We start from the raw sequence: 23364 nt of genomic DNA on the forward strand, positions 1-23364 counted from the left end.
TGGCCCGGGCGCGGAGGCTCGGGCCAGCCGTCCCGCTCAGAGCGCGATGCGATCGCCGAGTTCCGGAATGCGGGCTTCCCAGCCAAGACGATCCCGGATGGCTTGTTGCAGGACCTGCATTTTTTCGGTTTCGCCGTGGACGAGGTAGAGCTCCGGCCGATTCTCGAAGTTGCTCACCCAGTCGATCAGCTGCGATTGGCCGGCGTGGGCCGAGAAACCGCCGAGGGTATGCACCTTGGCGTTCACCGCGATGCGCTGGTGCAGCAGCTTGACGCTGCCGGCACCATCGACGATCGCGCGGCCCAGAGTGCCTCTGGCCTGGAAACCCGGGATGACCAGGTGGCATTCCTCGCGCCAGAGGTTGTGTTTGAAGTGATGCAGGATGCGCCCGCCGGTGCACATGCCGCTGCCCGCGATAATAATCACGCCGCTCTTGAAGCGGTTGATCGCCATGGACTCTTCGGGTGTCGGCGTGGACTTGAGAATCGGCAGCCAGCGCTCGGCGTAGAGCTTGCCACTGGCGCCGCTCAAGGCCGGATCGATGCCGTTGAGGTCCAATTGGTCCTTGTAATGTGCGTAGATGGCATTGGCGCCGATGGCCATGGGGCTGTCGAGAAACACTGCCTGCTGCGGCAGTCGCCCTTCACGGTAGAAGCGGCCCAGGTAGTAGATCAGGTCCTGCGTGCGTCCAACGGCGAAGGAAGGCATCAGCACGTTGCCGCCGTCGCGGTGGGCCTGCTGCAGGATACCGGCCAGCTCTTCGATGGTGTCCTCGTGGCTGCGATGGTCGCGGTCGCCGTAGGTCGACTCCATCAGCACCACGTCGGCCTCCTTGAGCACCGTCGGGGCGGGCATCAGCGGTGAGCAGACATTGCCCAGATCACCCGAGAAGACCAGTCGCCGCGTCCTGCCATGGTCGTGTACATCCATCTGGACGATGGATGACCCGAGGATATGTCCGGCATTGTGGAAGGTCACCGCGACGCCCCGGGCAACCTCGAAGGTTTCGCCGTAGGGGTGAGGGGCGCGCTGCCCGAGGGTTCGCTCCGCATCGACGCGGGTGTACAGCGGCTGAACCATGGGCTTGCCGATGCGCGCGCGCCACTTGTTTTCCCACTCGGCGTCCTTCTCCTGTATCTGCGCCGAGTCCAGCAGCATCAGCTCCAGCAGCTCGGCTGTCGCCTCGGTGCAGTGCACCGGGCCGCGGTAGCCGAGGGCGACCAGCCGTGGCAGCAGCCCGCTGTGGTCGATATGGGCATGAGACAGGATCACGGCGTCCAGGCTCTTCGGATCGAAGGCGAAAGCGGCGCGGTTGTCGCTTTCCTCCTCCCGGCGGCCCTGATGCATGCCGCATTCGAGCAGAACCCTTGCGCCGTCGTGTGTCTCAATGAGGTAGCAGGAGCCGGTTACCTGTTGAATGGCACCGAGAAAACTGAGCAAAGCCATGTTGCCTTCCTGTTCGTACGATGATGTCCACTGTGCCCGCTCGGTTGCCACGACCACTTGATACATATCAGAGATAACCAAACGAGCCCTGCCTAGACTACAGCACATCCCGCTTACCAACGGAGTGAACCCATGAGTCAGCTACTGCCCAGCCTCGTCGAGCTGGATCAACACGCGCAAGCCGAACCGGAGTTCGCCACCTGGCGTGGCGGCTTCGGGCCGTTCGAGCACGCGCTGGAGACCCAGGCGGCGGTGTTCCGTCTGGCCCATCAGCTGGTACAGGCAGGACATCAGCCGGATCTGGCGAGCGTCTATCGACTGCTGCAGGCGGTCGATCGCGTTGCCAGCGCCGGCCTCTGGCTGGTGGTGCACATGACCTATGCGCAGCAGGTGCACCTGGACGGCACGCCGCTGGCGGCCGACGACTTCAAGACCAATCCCGAAGGCCATACCGGCGGCGCGCTGAACATGGTGCCTGCCTATGCCGGCTATCTGGCGCTCAATGCGTTGACCGGCCGTACCCGAGCCTGGCTGATGGGGCAGGGCCATTGCGTGGCTGCGGTCGACGCACTCAACCTGCTGACCGGCAATCTGCACCCCGAGCAGGCGCAGGCTTATGCTGGCGGCGAAGCGGGCATCAACCGCCTGCTGCAGGACTTCTACGGTTATCGCCAGGCCGCCGATGGCAGCCCACTGGCGCCGCTGGGCAGTCATGTCAATCCGCATACCGCCGGTGGGATTGCCGAAGGCGGTTATCTGGGCTTCGCCGAGCTTCAATATGCCCACATGCCGCTGCCCGGCGAGACGCTGGTGGCGTTCCTGTCCGATGGTGCGGCCGAAGAACAGCGCGGCAGCGACTGGATTCCACGCTGGTGGCGGGCCGAGGATTGCGGTGTGGCGCTGCCAGTGATGATCGCCAACGGCCGGCGAATCGAGCAGCGAACGGCGTTGGGGACCGAGCAGGGCCTGGAGGATTTTCGCCAGCACTTGAGCCAATGCGGCTTCGATCCGATGCCGTTCGATGGGCGCGACCCGGCCGCATTCGTCGCGACCCTTTGGGAAATGGAGCTGCGCCTGGAGCGCCGCGTGGAGGAAAAGGCACGCGGCATCCTCAACTATCCATTGCCGATTCCCTACGGCATTGCCGAGACGGTCAAGGGCTTCGGCTTCTATGGCGCGGGCAGCAATGCCGCACACAACCTGCCGCTGCCGGGCAACCCGCGCCTAGACGAGGTGTCCCGCAACCTGTTCAACGAGCATACGGCGCGGCTTTTCGTGCCGCAGGGCGATCTTCAGGCGGCCCTCGAGCTGTTTGTGCGCAGCCGTCAGGGACGCCTGCTCGAACGCGACAATCCGCTGGCTCTGCGGCGCCCGCCGGCGCCGGTCATCCCGCAGCTCAAGTATCGTGACGATGCCTGCTCGCCGATGGCCGCGGTGGATCGCTTCTTCGTCGAGCTGACCGAGGCCAACCCTTCGCTGCGACCACGGGTGGGCAACCCTGACGAGCTGGCGAGCAACCGGCTGGGTGGCGTGCTCAAGGCGCTCAAGCACCGTGTGATTGAGCCGGAGAGCGAACTGGAGGCGATCGACGGCGCCGTCATCACCGCGCTCAACGAAGAGGCCGTGGTCTCCGCCTGCCTGGCCAACCAGGGCGGGTTGAACCTCGTCGCCAGCTATGAGGCGTTCTGCGTGAAGATGCTCGGCGTGGTGCGCCAGAGCATCATCTTCTCCCGTCAGCAGAAGGAGATCGGCAGGCCGGCAGGCTGGCTGGGGTGGCCGCTGATCGCGACGTCGCATACCTGGGAGAACGGCAAGAATCAGCAGTCGCACCAGGACACCACCTTCTGCGAGGCGCTGCTCGGCGAAATGAACGACATGGTCCGCGTGCTTTTCCCGGCGGACCACAACAGTGCTCTGGCGCTGCTGCCTTCGATCTATCAGGCGCGTGGCGAACTGGCCTGCATGGTCATGCCCAAGCGCGACCGGCCGTGCTACTTCAATCGGCAACAGGCCGAGCAGCTGGCCCGCGATGGCGCCATTGTGGTCGAGGAGGTGCCGGGCAGTGAGGCATTGCTGCTGATCGCCAACGGCAGCTACCAGTTGGGCGAGATGCTCCGCGCCGCCAAGCGGCTAAAGGAGGCCGACTGCGCCTACCGGTTGGTCTATCTGCAGGAGCCGGGTCGCTTCCGCGGGCCGCGCGATCATTGGGAAGTCGAGGCACGGGCAAGCGAGGGGGTGGCGGAACGACTGTTTCCGGACTCGATGGAGATGCGTGTCTTGCTGACCCACATGCGCCCGGAAGTCGCGCGCGGCCACCTGTGGCCGATCCTGCCGGACGCTCGCAAGTGCTCGGCACTCGGCTATCGCAACCGTGGCGGCACGTTGGACGAGGTCGGCATGCAGTTCGCCAACCGCGCCAGCTGGGCCAATGTGCTGGCAGCCTGTGCGCGGTTGCGCAACGTGCCGCGTACCGCATTGCTCACTCGGGACGAAGCTGCCGCGGTGGCGGGCAAGGGTGATCCGCAGATCCTGCGGCACGACAAAGGCTGAGTTCGGCCCGGCGGGATGCGGCGTGTCCGCCGCTCCCGCCCATTTCTTGCAGCCTTACTTGCAGTCTGCGGCGGTGTAGCGCTCGCTGGCGATGGGCTTGTTGCTCTGGTATTCGCTGAAGTCGTAGCGCAGCACCGCGCCCTGGCTCATCAGCTTGCGCAGCCCCTCGTTGCCGCAGACGCTGACCGCGAGCTGGCTGCGCACGTCGGCGGGGTTGTCGCGCATCTGCGCTGCATGGCGTGGCTGCACACTGAGGTGGTTGACCAGCTGGTTGTTCTCTACGGTGTAACCCTGGTCGAGGATGTCTTCGTTGATCGCTCGAGGCGTGCCGACGTTGCTTTCGCGGGCTACCTGATCGAGCAACTGGCTCAGCTGCTGTTCTTGCAGCGAGGCGGCATGGGCAATGGGCAGGGCGAGGCTCAGGGCGAGCAGGGTGGTCAGACGATACATGGCGGTCTCCTTATGACTGCGCTAGTTCGACCGGCGGGCCGTGGCCCGGTTCATTCGTCCGCCATGCCGCCGCCCTGTTCGCGCTGGTAGACTGCCGCGCTCCGCCGTCAATCCCGAGTCGATCCATGCCCCATGCCGTAGCCCGTTTGCGCGACGAGCGCCTGGCGAAAAGCCTGAAGCCCTTCGTCGCGCGCGGCTCGCGAGCACCGCGCTGTCTGCGTTGCCGAGTACCGTTCAGCCATTGCCTGTGCCCTTGGCTGCCCAGGGTCGACAGCGAGTGCGGTGTGTGCCTGTTGATGCACGACATCGAACCGTTGAAGCCGAGCAATACGGGCTGGCTGATCGCCGATGTGGTGCCGGATACCTTCGCCTTCACCTGGCAGCGCACCGGGGTCGATCCGCGCTTGCTGGATCTGCTGGCCGATCCGCAATGGCAGCCGCTGGTGATCTTTCCCGGTGAATATGCGGCCCCGCAGCGGGTGGTCGAGCGAGTCGAGCGACAGCCAGACAAGCGGCCCCTGTTCATCCTGCTGGATGCAACATGGACCGAGGCGCGCAAGATGTTTCGCAAAAGCCCCTATCTGGACGGTTTGCCGGTGCTGAGCCTGCAGCCCGAAGCCTTGTCACGTTATCGGCTGCGGCGCTCGACCCGCAGCGATCATCTGTGCACCGCCGAGGTGGCTGCGCTCTGTCTGGAGCTGGCCGGGGATTCGGCTGCAGCCAACACACTGGACGCCTGGCTCGACGTGTTCACCGAACACTATCTGGGCGCCAAGCACCATCGCCAGCCGGATCTGCACAACGCTGCGCACCGGGCACTGCAGGTACCTGACGGGGCGGAGTGAGGCCTCAGGCCTTGGCCGGGGCAGCGGTAGCCAGCGGTTCCGGTTTGCGCGGCCACAGCTGTGCGGCAAGCATCCCGATGAACATCAGTACACAGCCCATGTAGCCACGCAGGGTCAGACTCTCCTCGAGGAACAGGGCGCCGGCGATTGCCGCAAAGACCGCTTCCAGCGACAGAATGATGGCCGCGTGGGAGGCGATCGCATGCTTCTGTGCGACGACCTGCAGGGTGTAGCCGACCGCTACCGCGAACAGTCCGCCATAGATGAGGGCCGGGCCGGCGAGCCAGATGCTGGCCGGATTGATGTCTTCGAAGATCAGCGCCAGCAACAGGCTCACCACCGCGCAGGTCGCGAATTGCAGGAAGGCCAGCCGGATGGCGTCATGACGGCTGACGAAGAAGCTCACCAGCAGCACGTGCACACCCCAGACGAAGGCGCCGGCCAGCTGAATCCAGTCGCCCGAGGCGACGGTGAAGTCCTCGCCGATGCTCAGCAATGCCATGCCGGCCACCGCGAGGAACGCACCGAGCCAGGTACCCAGACCGGTCTTGTGCCCGATGGCGAGCCCCAGCAACGGCACAACGATCACATAAAGGCCGGTAATGAAGCCTGAGTTGGTCACGCTCGTGAACAGCAGGCCGACCTGCTGCAGATTGATCCCCAGGGTGAGCGCCAGGCCCATGCTCAGGCCGCCCAGGATCAGGCCGCGCTGCAGGAAGGGCTCGTGCCGGGCCGCAGTGCGCCCCTGGTAGATCACCAGAGGAAGCAGCGCCAGGGCACCCAGGGCGAAGCGCAGACCGGTGAAAAGAAACGGGCCGATATTGTCCATGCCGATGCGCTGGGCCACGAAGGCGGTCCCCCAGATCATGGCGGTGATCAGCATCAGGAAGTCGGCGCGGAGGGCTTGGCTACGCATGTTTCGGCTCGTCAGGGAAAAGTCGCAGACTTTGCTACAAAGCGCCGCGCTTGACCACTTATTCATCGGTGGGCATGCTTGCGCCGCTTGATTTGTTGCAGCGGGCGGCCGATATTCGGTCTGTCAGTTGAAAATCTACATCGGACCACCCCCGGAGCGGTTTTACGGGGTCTTCTGCCGTCATCTTGTCGGCATCGGCTGCTCAAGCCGATGAAAAGCGCCAATAAAAATTACAGGTCTGCCAATGGCTGCTTACGAAATTATCATTGCCGATGATCACCCGCTTTTCCGCAGTGCGCTTCAGCAGGCGCTCACCATGGGGCTTGGTGAGAACGTACGTCTGGTGGAGGCGGCCAGCATCGCCGAACTGGAAGGCTTTCTGAGCCAGGGTGCCGACTGGGATCTGGTCCTGCTGGACCTGAACATGCCGGGGGCCTATGGCTTTTCCGGTCTGGTGCTGCTGAGGGGGCAGTATCCGCATCTGCCGGTGGTCATGATCTCGGCTCAGGAAGACGCGGCGGTCGTTGCGCGTTCGCGCGAGTTCGGTGCCAGCGGTTTCATCCCCAAGTCCAGTTCGCTCGAGACGATCCAGGAGGCCGTACGGGCCGTGCTGGAAGGGGACGTCTGGTGGCCGAGCAACATTCAGGACGAAGCGAATGTCAGTGAGGAAGCCAAGGCGGCCAGCGCCGGACTGGCCAGCCTCACGCCGCAGCAATTCCGCGTCCTGACGATGGTCTGCGATGGCCTGCTGAACAAGCAGATCGCCTATGAACTCAGCGTTTCCGAAGCGACCATCAAGGCCCATGTGACCGCCATCTTCCGCAAGCTCGGCGTGCGCACCAGAACCCAGGCGGCCTTGCTGCTGCAGCAGATGGGTTCCATTCCCACCAGTTGAACCGCTGCCGCCGGCGCTTCAGGCGATCGGCGGCAGCTGGATTTCATCGCTGCGGCGCACGCCAGAGGTCAGCGCCCGGCACTGTTCGACGAACTCCTGCATCGCCGCGGTCTGGTACTTGTGCGTATGCCAGATGAAATAGAACTGGCGTCGCAGATCCAGCTCCGGTGTCGACACCGGCACCAGGCTGCCGCGGCGGAACGCATCGCGTAGCGCCAGTCGCGAGATGCAGCCGATGCCAAGGCCCGATTCGACGGCGCGCTTGATCGCCTCGGTGTGCTCCAGTTCCAGGCGCACGTTCAGCTTCCCCGGGCGGTGCCGCACGGCCTGCTCGAAGGTCATACGCGTTCCCGAACCCTGCTCGCGCAGAATCCAGGCCTCGCCCGACAGTTCCGCGAGATCCACCGCATCGCGTCCGGCCAGCGGATGTTGCGGTGCGCAGAACACCACCAGCTCGTCCTCGATCCAGGGCTGCACTTCCAGATCGGGATGCTGGCAGTCACCCTCGATCAGACCAAGATCAAGTTCGTGCTGAGCGATCTGATGCACGATATGCGCGGTGTTATGGACGTGCAGTTTGACCCGGCATTCCGGGTGGCGCTGCATGAAGTTGCCGATCAACAGCGTGGCGAGATAGTTGCCGATGGTCAGCGTGGCGCCCACCGCGAGCGAGCCGAACCCGCTCTTGCCGTTCAGCAGATCCTCGATGGCCCGCGCCTGATCCAGCAGGGCGACCGCCTGCGGCAGCAGCTGCTGGCCCAGCGCGTTCAGGCAGAGCCGCTTGCCGGCCCGGTCGAACAGTTGGCAGCCGGATTGCCGCTCCAGCTCGGCCAGTGACGTGCTGGTTGCCGACTGGGACAGCGACAGGCTTTGTGCAGCCTTGGATACGCTTTCCTGGCGAGCAATGGCGGCGAAAACTTCGATCTGGCGCAACGTGAAATGCATATCTATATAACCGATAACCTATATCTTTATTATCCAGTTAACGAATATGGCTCCGCTCGCTAGACTGCCGTCATTATCGACGTCCGTCGCGACACCATGAGGAATTCGCAGCATGAGCAACCTGAACGTAGAGCGCGTTCTCAGTGTGCACCATTGGAACGATACGCTGTTCAGCTTCAAGACCACTCGCAATGCAGGCTTGCGCTTCGAGAACGGTCAGTTCGTGATGATCGGCCTGGAGGTCGAGGGGCGTCCACTGATGCGCGCCTACAGTATCGCCAGCCCGAATTACGAAGAGTACCTGGAATTCTTCAGCATCAAGGTGCAGGACGGCCCGTTGACCTCCCGGCTGCAGCATCTGCAGGAAGGCGATTCGATCATGATCAGCCGCAAGCCGACCGGCACGCTGGTCCTGGACGATCTGCTGCCCGGCAAGCACCTCTATCTGCTTAGCACCGGTACGGGCCTGGCGCCGTTCATGAGCGTGATCCAGGATCCGGAAACCTATGAGCGGTTCGAGAAGGTCGTATTGGTGCACGGCGTTCGCTACGTCAATGAAGTCGCCTACCGCGAGTTCATCACCGAACACCTGCCGCAAAACGAATTCTTCGGCGAAGCGGTCAAGGACAAGCTGGTCTACTACCCGACCGTGACCCGCGAACCGTTCGAGAATCAGGGCCGTCTGACCGATCTGATGCGCAGCGGCAAACTGTTCAGTGACATCGGCCTGCCGCCGATCAACCCAGAAGATGACCGCGCCATGATCTGCGGCAGTCCGAGCATGCTGGATGAAACCAGCCAGGTGCTGGACAGCTTCGGTCTGAAAGTCTCGCCGCGCATGGGCGATCCGGGGCACTACCTGATCGAGCGGGCCTTCGTCGAGAAGTAAACGACTGGGCTCATGTCGCCGCTGTCACGCAGCGGCACGTCCGCTCATGCTCCGCACCGCTCAGAGGTAAGCCGCACAGCACTTCTTGAACTTCAGACCGCTCCCGCAGGGGCAGGGGTCGTTGCGGCCGGCCTTGAGCGGTACCGTCGGATCGATGAAATACCAGCGCCCGTCCCGCTGGACGAATGCCGATCGCTCCTGGTGGGCATGTTCGCCGCTCTGGTCATGCCAGCGGGCGGTGAAGGTCACCAGCGCATGCTCGGGCTTGCCGCCCAGCACGCTGCTTTCGTTTACCTCCAGCCCCAGCCAGGTGCTCTCCAGGCTCCAGCGGCGCATCCCCTCTACATCCAGTTCATCCTGCTGCGCGGGAAGCGTAGTGGCCCGCAGATAGTCCACCAGCCCCAGTACATAAGCGCTGTAGCGCGAGCGCATCAATAGCTCGGCGCTCGGCGCGGCCATGCCTGCGTGATAGCGCCCGCAGCATTCGCCGAGGGCATCGCCGCTGCCGCAGGGGCAGTTCAGGTCGGTCGGACGCGGTTCGCTCATGTCACCACCAGTACTTGCCGAACATTTCAGGATTGGCCCAGAACCTGGCATTGAGCCAGTCCGGAACCTGCTTGTATTGCAGCAGGTCGTAAGTGAAGAGCGTCAAGGTCTGTCCGTCGCGCTGGAAGCGTTCGCTGACCTGCAGTGCCAGTGCATAGAAGTCCGTAGTCAGCCATTCGCATGCATCGAGATCGACGAGTACCGCCATCCGGCTGGTATTCAGATTGCGGATGCTGCCGAGCAGCTCCAGGCCGTTGCGCTTGGGCAGATGCTCGAGGCAGTCGACGAATATGGCCAGGTCGTAGCGCTGGTTCGCCAGATCGTCAGGCAGCGGTGCGGGATCGGCGCGATCGAGCTGACACTCCGGGTGGCATTCGGCGTAGGCAGCCAGAGCAGGTTGATCGCTGCGCCCCACGAGCAGCACGCGTGTTGGGGCGTAATGGTCGAGCATTGCCGCAAGCGCTTGCTGCGGCGTATGCAGCGGTACAGGGTTTTCGCTCAACAGAGAATCCTCGTTTCAAAGGTGAAGACTAGCGCGGTGCCGTTTGTCGGCCTAGTCTGAAAAGTAACCGGAGCCGCCCGGATTCCCATGCGTGGCGTTTCTGGCTGAATGTCCATACTGGAGGTTTTGATCGATGAGTACATTACGGACAGCAGTACCCGTTATTGTCATGACCACGTTCCTGGCCGGTTGTGCAGGCGTGCAGAAGCAGGACTGGCCGACCTGTGCGGCTGTAGGTGGCGTGACTGGTGCCGCGCTGGGGGCCATCGAAAGCAGCACCTACGCCGGTTGGGGTGCGCTGATCGGTGGTGGCGTCGCGGCGGCCTATTGTTGGGCCAACGGCATGGAAGAGGAAACCGTCGCGGTCGTGGAAACGGTCGAGCCGATGCCCCAGACCCAGCCTGAGCCGGAACCGGCTGCCGCGCCGGTGCGCGTCGAACTGGACGTCAAGTTCGACTTCGACCGCGACGTGGTCAAGCAGGACAGCTACAGCGACATCCAGAACCTGGCCGATTTCATGAAAGAATATCGCCAGACCACCACCGTACTGGAAGGCCACACCGACTCGGTCGGCACCGACGCCTACAACCAGCGCCTTTCCGAGCGTCGTGCCAACGCCGTTCGCAGAGTGCTGGTGGATGAACTGGGTGTCGAGGGCAATCGCGTGAACGCCGTCGGTTATGGCGAGTCTCGCCCGGTCGCCGACAACTCCACCGAGGAAGGTCGCGCGATCAACCGTCGCGTGGAAGCCGAGGTCGAAGCGCGTCCCTGATCAATCAGCTGAGTACTGATCCAGCCGGGCCTTGCGCCCGGCTTTTTTTTGGGGGCGAGTCAGAACAGGGGGCGGGCGCTGGCCAGTGCGACCACCAGCAGGCCCAGAATCAGGTTGATTCCCACCAGCCGGCGAATCTGCCCCAGCACTGCGCCGCCTGCTGGCCATTGCTCGGCCTCGACGGCCCTTTTGAGCGAGGGTAACTGCAGCAGCTGGATACGCAGGAACAGCGCCAGCATCACCAGATACAGCCCCGCCATGATGTGCACATAGCGAGGCGCGCTTTCCAGCGCGCCGAATCGCATGTGCCACATACCGATTCCGCTGATCGGCAGCACCAGCACCGCTACCCATACCCAGACGAAGAAGCGGCGGAGTACATCGGTCCACAGCCGCAGCCGCTCCGGCGCCTGCAGCATCGCCACGGCCGCTGGTCGCAGGACCATCCAGGCGAAGAACATGCCGCCGACCCACACCGTTGCGGCGAGTACGTGCAGTGCGTAAAGCAAGGCAAAAGGTGTCATGGGCAAATCTCCGGTGGCGGTTGGGCGAACGCGCGCTATCATAGCCGCCCGATCGAAGTACTGAAAATATATACAGCTCCGCGCCCATGCTCAGCACCGAACTCAAGTCCCAGATCCAGGGCGCCTATACCCGTTTTCTCGAAGCCAAGGGGCTCAAGGCCCGCTATGGCCAGCGCCTGATGATCGCCGAAGTCGCCAAGGTGCTGGGCACGGTCAAGGTCGACGATGAAGGTCGTCGTAGCAGCGAGCCGGCTGTCGTTGCCGTCGAGGCGGGTACCGGCACCGGCAAGACCGTCGCCTACAGCCTGGCCGCGATCCCCACGGCCAAGGCTGCCGGCAAGCGGCTGGTGATTGCCACCGCGACCGTCGCGCTGCAGGAGCAGATCGTGCACAAGGATCTGCCTGATCTGATGCGCAACAGCGGGCTCAGCTTCAGTTTCGCCCTGGCCAAGGGCCGGGGGCGTTACCTGTGCTTGTCCAAGCTGGACATGCTGCTGCAGGAAGGTCAGGCACAGAGCGCCACCGCGCAGTTGTTCGAAGAGGAAGGCTTTCGCATCGAGGTCGACGAGCGCAGCCAGAAGCTGTTCACCAGCATGATCGAAAAACTGGCCGGCAATCGCTGGGATGGCGATCGGGACAGCTGGCCGGAAGAGCTGGGCGATGCGGACTGGGGACAGCTGACCACTGATCACAGCCAGTGCACCGGACGACATTGCCCCAACTTCCAGCAATGTGCCTTCTACAAGGCGCGGGAAGGCATGACCAAGGTGGATGTCATCGTCACCAACCATGACATGGTGCTGGCCGACCTCGCGCTCGGCGGTGGGGCCGTACTGCCCGACCCGCGTGACACCATTTATGTGTTCGATGAGGGGCATCATCTGCCCGACAAGGCCATTGGCCACTTCGCACATTTCACACGGCTGCGCTCGACGGCGGACTGGTTGGCGCAGGTGGAAAAGAACCTGACCAAGCTGCTGGCCCAGCATCCGCTACCGGGTGAGCTGGGGCGCCTGGTCGAAGGCATTCCGGAGATCGCCCGAGAGCTGCGTACCCAGCAACAGTTCATGTTCAGCGCCTGCGAGCAGGTCGCGGATTTCAAGGCCGGGGAGGACATGGAAGGGCGTGAGCGGCCGCGACATCGTTTCGTCGGTGGCGTCGTGCCAGGGCATCTGGTCGAGCTTGGCACTGAACTGAAGAAAGGTTTTGCCAAGCTGACCGATCTCTTCACCCGCATCGCCGAACTGCTCAAGGAGGCAATGGACGGCGAGACCGGCAGCGGCATCGCCAGCCACCAGGCGGAGGAGTGGTATCCCCTGTTCGGCAGCCTGCTGACGCGCTCGCAGGGCAACTGGGACCTGTGGACGGCCTTCACCGTCGAGGATCCGGAAGACAGCCCGCCGATGGCACGCTGGTTGACGCTGGCCGAAGGCGGCGCGCTGTTCGATATCGAGGTCAATGCCAGTCCGATCCTGGCTGCTGAAACGTTGCGGCGCAACCTCTGGAATGTCGCCTTCGGCGCCCTGGTAACCTCAGCTACGCTCACGGCGTTGAACAGCTTCGATCGTTACCGGATGCGTGCCGGCCTGCCCAAGGCGGCGGTCACTGCCGTGGTGCCGAGCCCCTTTCATCATGCCGATGCCGGCGAGCTCAGGGTGCCGGATCTGCAGGCTGACCCTCGTGATGCGCCGGCGCACACCGCCGCCATCGTCCGCGAGCTGCCGAAGCTGGTGGAAGGCGCCCGTGGAACGCTGGTGCTGTTTTCGTCGCGCCGGCAGATGCAGGACGTCTTCGATGGGCTGGAGCGGGACTGGCGCCGACGCGTGCTGATTCAGGGCAATCTGTCCAAGCAGGAAACGCTGAACAAGCACAAGGCGCGCGTGGACGAGGGCGAACCCAGTGTGCTGTTCGGCCTGGCCAGCTTCGCCGAAGGCGTCGACCTGCCTGGGGCCTATTGCGAACACGTGGTCATCGCCAAGATTCCGTTTGCCGTGCCGGACGATCCGGTCGAGGCGGCATTGGCGGAGTGGATCGAGGCCCGCGGCGGCAATCCGTTCATGGAGATCGCTGTGCCGGACGCTTCGCTGCGGCTGGTCCAGGCGTGCGGGCGTCTGTTGCGGACCGAACAGGACCGCGGGACCATCACGTTGCTCGATCGGCGAGTGGTGACGCAGCGCTACGGCAAGGCGATTCTCAATGCCCTGCCGCCATTCAGGCGGCACATCGGCTGATCGGGCCGGATCACGGGCTGCGATAGCTGTCCATCACGGCATTGGCTGCCGGTTCCCTTGCCGGGCCGCGCTTGCAAGAATCACCCGCAATCAAACATGAGGGGTAGCGACGTGCAGGTTCAGGGTTATTTCGATCTTCGCTTCGAAGCGGTTCGCGATGCGTTTGCCGCATTGTTCGACGGCACCCAGCAACGCGGCGCCGCACTCTGTGTGCAGATCGGCGGCGAGACGGTGGTCGATCTGTGGGCTGGCGTCGCCGACAACCAGGGCGAGCAGGCCTGGCACAGCGACACGCTGGTCAACCTGTTTTCCTGCACCAAGACCTTTACCGCGGTGGCCGCGCTGCAGCTGGTCGAGGAGGGCAAGCTGGAACTGGATGCCCCGGTCGCGCGGGTCTGGCCGGAATTCGCGGCCAACGGCAAGGAATCGATAACCTTGCGCCAGCTGCTTTGTCATCGCGCCGGGCTGCCGGCCATTCGCCGGCCGCTGGCGCCCGAGGCGCTCTACGACTGGACCTGCATGACCGACGCGCTGGCCGCCGAGCAGCCCTGGTGGGCACCGGGTACCGACCAGGGTTACGCCGCCATGACCTACGGCTGGCTGGTCGGGGAGCTGCTGCGTCGTGTCGATGGCTGCGGAGCGGGCGAGTCGATCGTTCGTCGCACCGCGGCGCCCCTGGGGCTGGACTTCCATGTTGGCCTGGACGACAGCCAGGCCGATCGCGTCGCTTACCTGACCAGGACCAAGAACGACTTCGGCGACGCCTGCGCCCAGCGTCTGTTGAAGGCGCTGATGAGTGATCCTGCATCCATCAGCGCCTGCGCTTTCAACAATCCGCCATCCATCATGAGCAGCGGCAACAAGCCGGAATGGCGACGCATGGCGCAGCCGGCGGCCAACGGCCACGGCAACGCGCGCTCGCTGGCCGGCTTGTATACCGGTTTGCTTCAGGGCAGGCTGCTCGATGAGGCGGTCCTGCGTGAGATGACCCATGAGCACAGCGCTGGCGAGGACCGTACGCTGTTGGCCTCGACGCGCTTCGGCCTGGGTTGCTGGCTCGATCAGCCTGACGTTGCCAATGCGACGTTCGCCATGGGGCCGCGCGCGTTCGGCCATCCAGGTGCGGGTGGCTGCATTGGCTTCGCCGATCCGGAGCGTGAACTGGGGTTCGGCTTCGTCACCAATACTCTCGGGCCCTATGTGCTGATGGACCCGAGAGCGCAATCGCTGGCTCGCTGCGTGGCCGCCTGCCTGCATTGAACCACTCGTCACTTCAAAGCGGCCGGACTTTTCAAAAGAAGGACTTGCGTCCACAATTTCGAATCAAACTCAATAGTGGCATCTCATCTTCGATGTCCGTCCAAGAAACGCGTCTGGTGCACGGAAATTTTGCTCATGAACCTGCTGAAGAGCGCCTCCCTGATTCTCTGCATGATCGTCATCGCCGGCTGTAGCTCGAAGGGCGAGAAGAAACCCAGTGAGGCAGCGGCTCCGGTTGCGCCGAAGGTGGATTACGCCTGGCTTGACGAATATGAACCGAAGCTGCGCGATGCGCTGGTGGACAGCCGTTTCGAAGTCGAGCGCCGCGATAACGTGCTGGTGGTCACGGCACCAGTGGATTCCTCGTTCAATCCCGATCGTCCCGGCATGCTGTTGCCGGTGACCCTCGGCCCGATCACCCGCGTTGCGAAGCTGGTCGAGAAGGATGAGAAGACGGCGGTCGTCATCCTCGGGCATGCCGACAGCACCGGTGCGGACGACGTCAATCGCACCATCAGCCGTGAGCGCGCCAGCGCGGTCGCGGCGATCTTCCGCCTCAGTGGCTTCAAGCACGACCGCCTGCGTATTCGTGGGCTGGGCTCCGACATGCCGCGCGCGGCCAATGACAGCAAGGAAGGCCGGGCGATGAATCGTCGTGTGGAGATGGTGCTGGCGCCGCAGACCACGATGCTGGCACTTATCGCCAAGTACGAGCGGCCGGCAGAGCCTGCTACCCAGGTAGCCCAGGCCGAGGTCGCCAAGTAGGGGCTGGATCGAGTTCGACTGCAACAGGCCCGCATGCGGGCCTGTTTTCGTTGTGGCTGGTTGCCTTGAGTCAAGGCGTGACGGGCAAACGCGGATAAGCTTTTTCGGCAGGCCGGCTCGGTTCATGGTCGTCGCCCGATCCTGCGCCCTGATACGCTGAAAGCCTGCCTATTCGATGAAGGAGCCACGCGATGATCCAGACCCTGGCCGATATGCGCCGCGATTACACCCGTGACGGACTCAGCGAGGCCAACGCGCCCGACGACCCGTTCGGTCTGTTCCGTCAGTGGTTCACCGAGGCAACTCAGACCGAGCAGGCGCCCGTCGAACCCAATGCCATGTCTCTGGCAACCGTCGACGCCGACGGTCGGCCCCATTGCCGCATCCTGCTGCTCAAGGCGCTGGACGACCGCGGTTTTACGTTCTTCACCAACTACGACAGCGCCAAGGGGCAGCAGCTGGACGCGTCGCCCTATGCCGCCATGACGTTCTTCTGGCCGACGCTGGAACGACAGGTCCGTATCGAGGGGCGCGTCGAGAAGGTGACGGCAGAGGAATCGGATGCCTATTTCCAGGTGCGCCCGCTGGGCAGTCGGCTCGGAGCCTGGGCATCACCGCAGAGTCAGGTGATTCGCGATCGCGCTGAGCTGGAGCGGCTGCTGGCCGAGACCGAGCAGCGCTTCCTCGATAAGGCGCCCCATTGTCCTCCGCACTGGGGCGGCTACCGGCTGCTGCCGGAGCGCATCGAGTTCTGGCAGGGGCGGCCGAGCCGCCTGCACGACCGACTCGACTATCGCCTGGTCGCCAATGGCTGGCAGCGCGAGCGCCTGGCGCCCTGATTCGGTCGCTGCATTCGTGCCGCTCACTCCCAGCGGCTAGCGGCACGACGGTGAGTGGGTTGGTAATTTGCCGTAACCATCCGGCAAACGGGCGGGCTCGGAAAATCACCTTTTATCCGGTGCGATATGGCAGGCTGGCCGGGCTCGGCGGATGGTAACCGCCGCGTGGCCGCGCTCAAGCGTCGGGGTAGCGTTGGGCCTGTTGCTCGAGCCAACCTTGCAGGTCGCGCCGCTTGACCTTCTGGTTTTTCGCGTCGGCCAGGCGTTGCAGCATCCAGGCGCGCCGGTCGGGGTCGCTTCCGGCAATCGACAATGCCAGATCGCGATCGGCCCAGCGGCGGAAGCGAATGATCAGCCAGGCGTGAAAAGCCAGGCCAGCCACAGTAGTGATGGCTATGATGAAGTAATCCATGGTTCATCTCGTTGAAGGAACCTGATACGCCAGGTTCGACTCGCATAGGTATGCTTGGAAGATGGCGAATGCTGAGTCAGGGCGGTGAAGTTGCCAAGTGCCTTTTCGTCGCTGCCACCTAAGCCATCCCCCGGGAACGAAACAGCAGTCTGCAGGAGACTTTCAATGCGTAAATCCATCGTTGTCGCGTCCTTTACCGCCTTGGCGCTGACTCTGGGCGGCTGCGCCTCGAGCCTTACCGGCGATACCTATTCCCGGGACGAGGCGCGTGCTGTTCAGACCGTACGCTACGGCACAATCGAATCGCTGCGGCCCGTGAAGATCGAGGGAACCAAGACGCCGATCGGTTCAGGCGCAGGTGCCGTGGTCGGCGGCGTGGCCGGCAGTGGTGTCGGCGGTGGGCGCGGCAGTGCGGTCGCCGCGGTAATCGGTGCGGTCGCTGGCGGTATGCTCGGCGCTGCGGCCGAGGAGGGGATCACCCGCACCCAGGGCGTGGAGATTACCGTGCGCGAGGATGACGGCAACATGCGCGCCTATGTTCAGGCCGTTGAGCCGAATCAGGTATTCCGCGTCGGTCAGCGGGTGCGCATCCTCACTGTCAGTGGCACCAGCCGCGTGGCCCCTTGAGCGCGCCGAACATCGCCCACAGCTGAAGCCGGGGCGCTGTCTTCCGTTCCGATAAACGGGACGGAGGCGGCGCCTTTTGTTTTTCGAAATACATGAGTCCATGACGTCGGCATCATCCGTATGGATAATCGGGCACACATTTGTGTGCCGTTTCAGGCAGTTGCCGTGCCTGCAAGGATAAGAATGCCATCCGGACTGATGGCTTAAGGGGTCTCGTTCATGGCGCTTGCGCTGATTATCGCTTTGCCATTTCTGGGCATCTTCCTGCCCCTGCTTCTGGAGCGTTTCGGTCGTTCCGCCTGTGCCTTCGGTGCAGGTCTGGCGCCACTGGCAGCACTGGTTCTGTTGCTGACCAAACGGGCCGATGTCTTTTCCGGCCAAACCGAGATCATCCATTACACCTGGTTGCCGCAGCTGGGCCTGAACCTCAGCCTGCGGCTGGACGGGCTGGGCTTTCTGTTCGCCCTGCTGATTCTCGGCATCGGGTTGCTGGTAATCCTCTACGCGCGCTATTACCTGTCGAAGAAAGATCCCATGGGGCGCTTCTACGGGTTCTTCCTGCTCTTCATGGGCGCGATGCTCGGCGTGGTACTGTCCGAAAACCTGCTGCTGATGCTGATGTTCTGGGAGCTGACGAGCCTGTCGTCATTCCTCCTGATCGGCTACTGGAACCATCGGGCCGATGCTCGTCAGGGCGCGCGCATGGCACTGGCGGTGACTGGTGGCGGAGGGCTGGCGCTGCTCGCCGGCATCCTGCTGATCGGCTACATCGTCGGAAGCTTCGAGCTGTCGACCGTGCTGGCATCAGGCGATCTGATCCGTGCCAATGCGCTGTACCCGCTGACGCTGATCCTGATACTGCTGGGCGTGTTCACCAAGTCCGCTCAGTTTCCGTTCCATTTCTGGTTGCCCCAGGCCATGGCTGCGCCGACGCCGGTATCGGCGTTCCTGCATTCGGCGACCATGGTCAAGGCCGGGGTCTTCCTCCTTGCCCGTCTGTATCCGGCCCTGGCCGAATCGGAGTGGTGGTTCTACCTGGTCAGCATGACTGGCCTGGCCACGCTGTTGCTGGGTGCCGTCATGGCGCTGTTCCAGCACGATCTCAAGGGACTGCTGGCCTATTCGACCATCAGCCACCTGGGTCTGATCACCCTGTTGTTCGGCCTGGACTCGCGTCTGGCCGCCGTCGCAGCGATCTTCCACATCATCAACCACGCGACCTTCAAGGCATCGCTGTTCATGGCCGCCGGCATCATCGATCACGAGACCGGCACCCGGGACATGCGGCGTATCAATGGCATGTGGAAGTACATGCCGCATACGGCGGCGCTGGCCATGGTCGCGTCCCTGGCCATGGCCGGTGTGCCGCTGCTCAACGGCTTCCTCAGCAAGGAAATGTTCTTCGCCGAGACCCTCGATCAGCACCTGCTGGGCAGCTTCTACTGGACGATTCCCGCTGCGGCCACGCTGGCTGGTGCGTTCTCGGTCGCCTATTCGCTGCGTTTCGTGCATGACGTGTTCTTCAACGGCGAGCCGGTAGACCTGCCGAAGTATCCGCCGCACGAGCCGGCTCGCTACATGAAGATCCCGGTGGAGATCCTCGTGCTGCTCTGCCTGCTGGTCGGCATGCTGCCCGCATTCACCGTAGGTCCGCTGCTCGCCGCCGCGGTGTCCGGGACGCTGAACGGCAACGTGCCCGAGTACAGCCTGTCGATCTGGCACGGCTTCAACCTGCCGCTGGCCATGAGCTTCGCGGCACTGATCGGCGGCATCCTGATCTACTCCCTGCGCAAGTGGGCTTTCCGCTGGTATGAGGGCCTGCCAACGGTCGATTCGCTGGAAGTGTTCGAGCGGGTGATGGGTGGGCTGACGCTGGGCGCACGTCATCTAACCTGCCTGCTGGATAATGGTTCGCTGCAGCGCTATGTCGCGCTCATGCTCATCAGCACCCTGGTGCTGGTGGTGTATGCGCTGACGCCGCTGCAAACGCTGCATGGTCCGGTGGCCCTGACGCCGCTCGACGCGATCACGGTGCTGGGCATGGTGATTCTCGCGCTCACGTCGCTGCTCACCGTGCTGTTCCACCGTCAGCGATTGGTGGCGTTGATGGTGCTCAGCGTGGTCGGGCTCATGGTCGCCCTGGGCTTTGCCCGCTACTCGGCGCCGGACCTCGCGTTGACGCAGCTGTCAGTGGAAGTGGTGACCATCATCCTGCTGATTCTCGCGCTGTTCTTCATGCCCGATCGTACGCCGGCTGAATCCAGCAGCCTGCGGGCGTTCCGTGATTTCGTCCTGGCCGCTGGCTGCGGCACCATGGTGGCGCTGCTCGCATATACGGTGCTGACGCGCCCCTACGACAGCATCGCTTCCTACTTCCTCGAGAACAGCGTCTCCGGCGGGGGCGGCACGAACGTGGTCAACGTGATCCTGGTCGACTTCCGCGGCTTCGATACCCTGGGTGAGATCGCCGTGCTGGCCATTGCCGGGGTCGGCATCTACAGCCTGCTCAGCGGCCTGCGCCTGCCACATCCGATCCGGGACGGCGGCGGACGGTTGTGGTCACTGGACAAGCATCCGATGGTGCTGGACGCACTGGCGCGCGCGTTGCTACCGATGGCGCTGCTGATTTCCGCATTCATCTTCCTGCGCGGACACAACCTGCCGGGCGGCGGTTTCATCGCCGGCCTGATTACCGCCGTCGCGCTGATCCTGCAGTACATCGCCCATGGTGTGAGCTGGGCCCAGGCGCGGCAGCCGCTCAGCTACCACTCGCTGTGCGGCGCCGGCCTGCTCATTGCCGGAGCAACCGGCCTGGGCAGTCTGCTGCTGGGCTACCCGTTCCTGACCTCCGCGTTCGATCATTTCCATCTGCCGCTCATTGGCGAATTCGAGTTGGCCACTGCAATGCTGTTCGATCTGGGGGTTTATCTGGTGGTTGTGGGCGCGACGTTGCTGATTCTTTCCAATATCGGCCAAGTCAGGCAGGACGATTCCAACAGGGAGGTGGTGTGATGGAAGCGGTATTCGCGATCACGCTCGGAATCATGACGGCAAGCGGTGTCTACCTGCTCCTGCGCGCCCGGATATTTCCAGTGGTCATGGGGCTGACGCTGATTTCCTACGCCGTCAACCTGTTCATCTTTTCCATGGGGCGCCTGGCTACCGGGGTTCCGGCCGTCATCGGCAAAAGTGCCGAGTACGGTGATCCGCTGCCTCAGGCATTGGTCCTCACGGCCATCGTCATCGGCTTCGCCATGACGGCCTTCGTCGTGGTGCTGTCGCTGCGCAGCATCGGCGAAGTACGTACCGACCATGTCGATGGGCAGGAGCCCCGCAAATGAATCATGCGCTGATCCTCCCGCTGCTGGTTCCGTTGTTCGTTGGCGCGCTGTTGCTGCTGTGCCACCGCATGGGCAAGCCGGCCAAACGAATTCTCTCCTTGGCGGCGACATGGGCGCTGGTACCCATCGCGATCTGGCTGCTGCTGCTGGCCGACGACGGACAGCTGCGCGTCTATGCGCTGGGCAACTGGCAGGCGCCGTTCGGCATCATCCTTATGCTCGACCGTCTAAGCGCGCTGATGCTGCTGGTCACTGCGGTGCTGGCGGGCTTTGCCGTGCTGTACGCCTGCCGGGGCGACGACGAGCGTGGGCCGAATTTCCATGCGCTCTATCAGTTCCAGTTGCTCGGCATCAACGGTGCCTTCCTTACCGGCGACCTGTTCAACCTGTTCGTTTTCTTCGAGATCCTGCTGATTTCGTCCTATGCCTTGCTGTTGCACGGGCACGGCCAGCGCCGGGTTCGTTCGGGCATGCACTATGTGGTGCTGAATCTGCTCGGCTCGTCGCTGTTCCTGATCGGCGTAAGCATGCTCTACGGCCTGCTGGGCACCCTGAACATGGCCGATCTGGCGGGTCGCGTCAGTGCTGTCGATCCGGCGGACGCGCCCTTGCTCGCTGCGGCCGGCTATCTGCTTCTGGTGGTGTTCGCCCTCAAGGGGGCGATCCTGCCGCTGTATTTCTGGCTGCCGCGGGCCTATGCATCGGCTACGGCCCCGGTCGCTGCCTTGTTCGCAATCATGACCAAGGTCGGCCTGTACGCCATCGTCCGGGTGTTCACGCTGGTGTTCGGCAGCGAGGCGGGAACACTGAGCAACATGGTCGAGGACTGGCTCTGGCCGTTGGCGCTGCTGACGCTCGGCGCGGCCGTGATCGGTGCGCTGGCGGCGCGCAACCTGCAGGTGCTGCTCGCCTATCTGGTGGTGGTCTCGGTCGGTACCCTGCTGGCCGGCGTGGCGCTGGGCACCGACGTGGGGCTTGCCGCGGCACTGTACTATCTGGTGCATAGCACCCTGATTGCCGGCGGGCTGTTTTTGTTGGCCGATCTGATCGCTCGCCAGCGCGGAGACCTGGGCACCGATCTGATTTCCGCTCCGGCACTGCGGCAGCCGCTGCTGCTCGGCTCACTGTTCTTCATGGGCGCGATCTCGGTGGCCGGCTTGCCGCCGTTCTCGGGCTTCCTCGGCAAGGTGATGCTGTTGCGTGCCATCGACGTAGGCCCCGATGCGGTGGCGCTCTGGGCGGTTGTACTGGTCGGCGGGCTGGGCATGCTGATCGCCCTGAGCCGCGCCGGCAGTCTCGTGTTCTGGCGCCCGGCGTCAGAGGCGGTAGGGCAGGCGGCCGACCCGGTTCGCGTCATCGCCACGCTCGGTCTTCTGCTGGGTAGCGTGGTGCTGGTCGCCATCGCCGCGCCGCTGCAGGCGTTCGTGCAGGCCACGGCTGCGCAACTGCTCGATGTTGCACCCTATCTGCAAATCATCCAGGGAGGTGTGCAATGAAGGCTCGCTGGCTACCCAGCCCCGCGCTGACGATTTTCCTCGCACTGCTCTGGCTGCTGCTGCATAACACGCTGAGCTTCGGCCATGTCCTGCTCGGTCTGTTCCTGGGCTGGGGGATTCCGCTACTGGTGCGGGGCTTCCTCATCGAGGTACCGCCGATACGCAAACCGCTGAAGCTGTGCCTGTTCACCCTCAAGGTGCTCTACGACATCGTCGTGGCGAATGTGCAGGTCGCCAAGCTGGTGTTGGGGCCGAAAGAGAAGCTGCGCCCGGCGTTTGTCGAGGTGCCCATGGCGATCGGCAACGAATTCGCGCTGGCGACACTCACCAGCATCATTTCGCTGACGCCCGGAACGGTATCGGCCTGCCTCAGCCCGGATCGCCGCGTGCTCATGGTCCATGCGCTGGACGTGCCGGATGTCGATGCGTTGATCAGTGACGTCAAACGCAATTACGAAGCGCCACTGCTGGAGATATTCGAATGCTCGCCTACGTGATTCCGCTCTGCATGGCCGTGCTTGGAATAGCCGCCGTGCTGAACGTCGTTCGCCTGATCCAGGGGCCGGACATGCCTGATCGGGTGCTCGCGCTCGACACGCTGTATATCAACGCGCTGGCTCTTATCGTGCTGTTCGGCATCTGGCTGGCATCGGACCTGTTCTTCGAGGCGGCGCTGCTGATCGCGGTGATGGGCTTCGTCAGTACCGTGGCAGTCGGCAAGCATATGCTGCACGGCGACATCATCGACTGAGGAGGCGATATGCCATTCTGGATTGAAGCGCTGGTCAGCGTGTTCCTCATCATCGGCAGCCTGTTCGCGCTGATCGGAGCCATCGGGCTGTACCGTCTGCCGGATTTCTACACGCGTCTGCACGGGCCGACCAAGGCGACCACGCTTGGTGTGGGCGGCATCGTCATCGCCTCGATGCTGTTCTTCAGCAGCCGCAATGGCGGACTGAGCCTGCATGAACTGCTGATCACGCTGTTTCTCTTCCTCACGGCTCCCGTCAGCGCGCACATGCTGGCCAAGGCTGCCATGCAGCAGAAACTGCCCGCAGTGGAGCAGACCCGCGGCAAACCCTGGGATTGATGCCCGCAGCTGACCGCGCGCCA

Annotated in this window: 24 protein-coding genes; 16 read left to right on the forward strand and 8 right to left on the reverse strand. The window is 63.6% G+C overall.

The window, feature by feature from the left end; translation table 11 throughout:
* Nucleotides 1-36: 36 nt before the first annotated feature.
* Nucleotides 37-1446, reverse strand: a complete 1410-nt coding sequence (locus VF716_RS14330) for an MBL fold metallo-hydrolase RNA specificity domain-containing protein (RefSeq protein WP_017244602.1) — start codon at nucleotides 1444-1446, stop codon at nucleotides 37-39.
* A 132-nt stretch (nucleotides 1447-1578) separates the two neighbouring features.
* On the opposite strand from VF716_RS14330, the gene VF716_RS14335 reads away from it, so the two are divergent.
* Nucleotides 1579-3996: a xylulose 5-phosphate 3-epimerase gene (locus VF716_RS14335; protein ID WP_053527534.1), complete on the forward strand. Its 2418-nt coding sequence runs from the start codon at nucleotides 1579-1581 to the stop codon at nucleotides 3994-3996.
* Between the two features lie 54 nt (nucleotides 3997-4050).
* On the opposite strand, the gene VF716_RS14340 is transcribed toward VF716_RS14335, so the two are convergent.
* Nucleotides 4051-4446: a quorum-sensing-regulated virulence factor family protein gene (locus tag VF716_RS14340; protein ID WP_019407135.1), complete on the reverse strand. Its 396-nt coding sequence runs from the start codon at nucleotides 4444-4446 to the stop codon at nucleotides 4051-4053.
* A gap of 125 nt (nucleotides 4447-4571) precedes the next feature.
* Between VF716_RS14340 and VF716_RS14345 the strand changes: the two genes are divergently transcribed.
* A complete protein-coding gene (locus VF716_RS14345) occupies nucleotides 4572-5291 on the forward strand; it encodes a tRNA-uridine aminocarboxypropyltransferase (RefSeq protein WP_045158481.1) in 720 nt (239 codons plus the stop codon).
* Between the two features lie 4 nt (nucleotides 5292-5295).
* Here the strand turns inward: VF716_RS14345 and VF716_RS14350 are convergent, their stop codons facing one another.
* Nucleotides 5296-6207, reverse strand: a complete 912-nt coding sequence (locus VF716_RS14350) for a DMT family transporter (RefSeq protein WP_011912678.1) — start codon at nucleotides 6205-6207, stop codon at nucleotides 5296-5298.
* Between the two features lie 244 nt (nucleotides 6208-6451).
* On the opposite strand from VF716_RS14350, the gene erdR reads away from it, so the two are divergent.
* A complete protein-coding gene (gene erdR, locus VF716_RS14355; protein ID WP_125919072.1) occupies nucleotides 6452-7102 on the forward strand; it encodes a response regulator transcription factor ErdR in 651 nt (216 codons plus the stop codon).
* 18 nt (nucleotides 7103-7120) lie between these two features.
* Here the strand turns inward: erdR and VF716_RS14360 are convergent, their stop codons facing one another.
* Entirely contained in the window at nucleotides 7121-8047 is a 927-nt protein-coding gene (locus tag VF716_RS14360; RefSeq protein ID WP_013982310.1) for a LysR family transcriptional regulator, read from the reverse strand.
* A gap of 112 nt (nucleotides 8048-8159) precedes the next feature.
* On the opposite strand from VF716_RS14360, the gene fpr reads away from it, so the two are divergent.
* The gene (fpr, locus tag VF716_RS14365) at nucleotides 8160-8936 is read left to right on the forward strand and encodes a ferredoxin-NADP reductase (protein ID WP_013982311.1); all 777 of its coding nucleotides are present in this window, start codon (nucleotides 8160-8162) and stop codon (nucleotides 8934-8936) included.
* Between the two features lie 60 nt (nucleotides 8937-8996).
* Here the strand turns inward: fpr and VF716_RS14370 are convergent, their stop codons facing one another.
* Both VF716_RS14370 and VF716_RS14375 read right to left on the reverse strand, forming a co-directional pair.
* Complete coding sequence (locus VF716_RS14370; protein ID WP_013982312.1) at nucleotides 8997-9482, reverse strand: YchJ family protein; 486 nt, start codon at nucleotides 9480-9482, stop codon at nucleotides 8997-8999.
* A gap of 1 nt (nucleotide 9483) precedes the next feature.
* Nucleotides 9484-9984 (reverse strand): DUF6231 family protein, encoded by a 501-nt coding sequence (locus VF716_RS14375; RefSeq protein WP_011912683.1) that lies wholly within the window; start codon nucleotides 9982-9984, stop codon nucleotides 9484-9486.
* A 169-nt stretch (nucleotides 9985-10153) separates the two neighbouring features.
* Between VF716_RS14375 and VF716_RS14380 the strand changes: the two genes are divergently transcribed.
* Nucleotides 10154-10756: an OmpA family protein gene (locus VF716_RS14380; protein WP_013982314.1), complete on the forward strand. Its 603-nt coding sequence runs from the start codon at nucleotides 10154-10156 to the stop codon at nucleotides 10754-10756.
* A gap of 59 nt (nucleotides 10757-10815) precedes the next feature.
* Here VF716_RS14380 and VF716_RS14385 read toward each other — a convergent pair whose 3' ends face one another.
* On the reverse strand, nucleotides 10816-11280 hold the full coding sequence (locus VF716_RS14385; protein WP_013982315.1) for a CopD family protein: 465 nt from the start codon (nucleotides 11278-11280) through the stop codon (nucleotides 10816-10818).
* Between the two features lie 86 nt (nucleotides 11281-11366).
* Between VF716_RS14385 and dinG the strand changes: the two genes are divergently transcribed.
* The 4 genes from dinG (at nucleotide 11367) to pdxH (ending at nucleotide 16375) form a co-directional block, all read left to right on the forward strand.
* Nucleotides 11367-13511, forward strand: coding sequence for an ATP-dependent DNA helicase DinG (dinG, locus tag VF716_RS14390; RefSeq protein ID WP_014596288.1), 2145 nt, complete (start codon nucleotides 11367-11369; stop codon nucleotides 13509-13511).
* Nucleotides 13512-13622: 111 nt separating this feature from the next.
* A complete protein-coding gene (locus VF716_RS14395) occupies nucleotides 13623-14771 on the forward strand; it encodes an EstA family serine hydrolase (RefSeq protein WP_011912687.1) in 1149 nt (382 codons plus the stop codon).
* Between the two features lie 135 nt (nucleotides 14772-14906).
* The gene (locus tag VF716_RS14400) at nucleotides 14907-15536 is read left to right on the forward strand and encodes an OmpA family protein (protein ID WP_013982318.1); all 630 of its coding nucleotides are present in this window, start codon (nucleotides 14907-14909) and stop codon (nucleotides 15534-15536) included.
* A gap of 191 nt (nucleotides 15537-15727) precedes the next feature.
* Nucleotides 15728-16375 carry a pyridoxamine 5'-phosphate oxidase gene (pdxH, locus tag VF716_RS14405; protein WP_011912689.1) on the forward strand — a complete coding sequence of 216 codons (648 nt, stop codon included), beginning with the start codon at nucleotides 15728-15730 and terminating at the stop codon, nucleotides 16373-16375.
* Between the two features lie 175 nt (nucleotides 16376-16550).
* Here the strand turns inward: pdxH and VF716_RS14410 are convergent, their stop codons facing one another.
* Nucleotides 16551-16787, reverse strand: coding sequence for a hypothetical protein (locus VF716_RS14410; protein ID WP_011912690.1), 237 nt, complete (start codon nucleotides 16785-16787; stop codon nucleotides 16551-16553).
* Nucleotides 16788-16952: 165 nt separating this feature from the next.
* On the opposite strand from VF716_RS14410, the gene VF716_RS14415 reads away from it, so the two are divergent.
* The 7 genes from VF716_RS14415 to VF716_RS14445 all read left to right on the forward strand — a co-directional run bounded on the left by VF716_RS14415 (nucleotide 16953) and on the right by VF716_RS14445 (nucleotide 23341).
* Nucleotides 16953-17414: a glycine zipper domain-containing protein gene (locus tag VF716_RS14415; protein ID WP_011912691.1), complete on the forward strand. Its 462-nt coding sequence runs from the start codon at nucleotides 16953-16955 to the stop codon at nucleotides 17412-17414.
* A gap of 219 nt (nucleotides 17415-17633) precedes the next feature.
* Nucleotides 17634-20426, forward strand: coding sequence for a monovalent cation/H+ antiporter subunit A (locus tag VF716_RS14420; RefSeq protein ID WP_108241643.1), 2793 nt, complete (start codon nucleotides 17634-17636; stop codon nucleotides 20424-20426).
* Nucleotides 20426-20755, forward strand: coding sequence for a Na+/H+ antiporter subunit C (locus VF716_RS14425; RefSeq protein ID WP_011912693.1), 330 nt, complete (start codon nucleotides 20426-20428; stop codon nucleotides 20753-20755). The genes VF716_RS14420 and VF716_RS14425 overlap by 1 nt, the downstream gene beginning before the upstream one ends.
* Nucleotides 20752-22251, forward strand: coding sequence for a monovalent cation/H+ antiporter subunit D (locus VF716_RS14430; RefSeq protein WP_125849850.1), 1500 nt, complete (start codon nucleotides 20752-20754; stop codon nucleotides 22249-22251). Before VF716_RS14425 ends, VF716_RS14430 begins: the two co-directional genes overlap by 4 nt.
* On the forward strand, nucleotides 22248-22748 hold the full coding sequence (locus VF716_RS14435) for a Na+/H+ antiporter subunit E (protein WP_125849852.1): 501 nt from the start codon (nucleotides 22248-22250) through the stop codon (nucleotides 22746-22748). The genes VF716_RS14430 and VF716_RS14435 overlap by 4 nt, the downstream gene beginning before the upstream one ends.
* Nucleotides 22733-23002, forward strand: a complete 270-nt coding sequence (locus VF716_RS14440) for a K+/H+ antiporter subunit F (protein ID WP_011912696.1) — start codon at nucleotides 22733-22735, stop codon at nucleotides 23000-23002. The genes VF716_RS14435 and VF716_RS14440 overlap by 16 nt, the downstream gene beginning before the upstream one ends.
* A gap of 9 nt (nucleotides 23003-23011) precedes the next feature.
* A complete protein-coding gene (locus VF716_RS14445) occupies nucleotides 23012-23341 on the forward strand; it encodes a Na+/H+ antiporter subunit G (RefSeq protein WP_095461135.1) in 330 nt (109 codons plus the stop codon).
* Nucleotides 23342-23364 lie beyond the last annotated feature (23 nt).

Origin of the sequence: Stutzerimonas sp. Brlt_14 (assembly GCF_051948915.1) — a bacterium.
Lineage (GTDB): Bacteria > Pseudomonadota > Gammaproteobacteria > Pseudomonadales > Pseudomonadaceae > Stutzerimonas > Stutzerimonas stutzeri.